The sequence below is a fragment of the Streptomyces sp. WELS2 genome (assembly GCF_013870595.1).
In the GTDB taxonomy this organism is placed as follows: Bacteria; Actinomycetota; Actinomycetes; order Streptomycetales; family Streptomycetaceae; genus Streptomyces.
Genome location: NZ_JACBWZ010001348.1, coordinates 1 through 1062 on the forward strand (window position 1 = coordinate 1; position 1062 = coordinate 1062).

General features: G+C 75.6%; 1 pseudogene. It reads right to left on the reverse strand.

The features are described 5' to 3' along the window. A pseudogene (locus H5J33_RS36270) lies at window positions 1–1005 on the reverse strand (acyltransferase domain-containing protein); the annotation flags it as partial. Window positions 1006–1062 lie beyond the last annotated feature (57 nt).

Below are 1062 nucleotides of genomic sequence, written 5' to 3' on the forward strand. Positions count from 1 at the left end.
CAGCACCGGCAGGAACGCGGTGCCGGGTGCGTCGGTGCAGTCCGGTCCCAGGGCGGACAGCACGGCGTCCGGGCCCACCTCCAGGAAGGTGCGGACCCCGGCGTCGGCGAGGGAGCGGACGGCGTCGTGGAAGCGGACCTTGGCGCGCACGTGCTCCACCCAGTACTCGGGGTCGCGCAGCTCACCGGCGACGGGGCCGCCGGTGACGGTGGAGACGACCGGCAGCCGCGGTTCGGCGTAGTCCAGGACGTGCGCGATCCGGCGGAACTCGGCCAGCATCGGTTCCATCAGCGGCGAGTGGAAGGCGTGGCCGACCCGCAGCCGCTTGCCGTCGTGGCCGCGCGCGGCGAGTTCGGCGGCGATCGCCTCCACGTCGGCCGCGTCCCCGGAGACGACGACGGAGCCGGGCCCGTTGACGGCGGCGATGCCGGTGCGCGCGGTGAGCAGGGGTGTCACCTGGTCCTCGGCGGCCCGTACGGCGAGCATGGCGCCGCCCTCGGGCAGGGCCTGCATCAGCCGGCCGCGGGCGGCGACCAGGATGGTGGCGTCCTGCAGGGTGAGGACGCCCGCGACATGGGCGGCGGCGATCTCCCCGACGGAGTGCCCGGCGAGTTGGTCGGGGGTGAGCCCCCAGCTCTCCAGCAGCCGGTACAGGGCGACTTCCAGGGCGAACAGGGCGGGCTGCGCGTACTCGGTGCGGTGCAGCAGTCCGGCCTCGGGGGTGCCGGGGCCGGCGAACAGGATCTCCTTCAGCGGCCGGGCGAGCTGGAGGTCGAAGTGGGCGCAGACGTCGTCCAGGGCGTCGGCGAACACCGGGTGGGCGGCGGCGAGTTCGCGGCCCATGCCGGGGCGCTGGCTGCCCTGTCCGGTGAACAGGAAGCCGAGTTCGCCGTCGGCGCGGGCGGTGGGCGGGGTGGTGCCGGAGGCCAGGTCGTGCAGGGCGGCGCGCAGTTCGGCGCGGTCGGCGGCGACGAGGACGGCCCGGTCGGGCAGGGCGGCGCGGGACCGACTTCACCCACGAAGCGGTGAGGTTGGGCTGGGCGCAGCCGCGGTTCTTGCCGC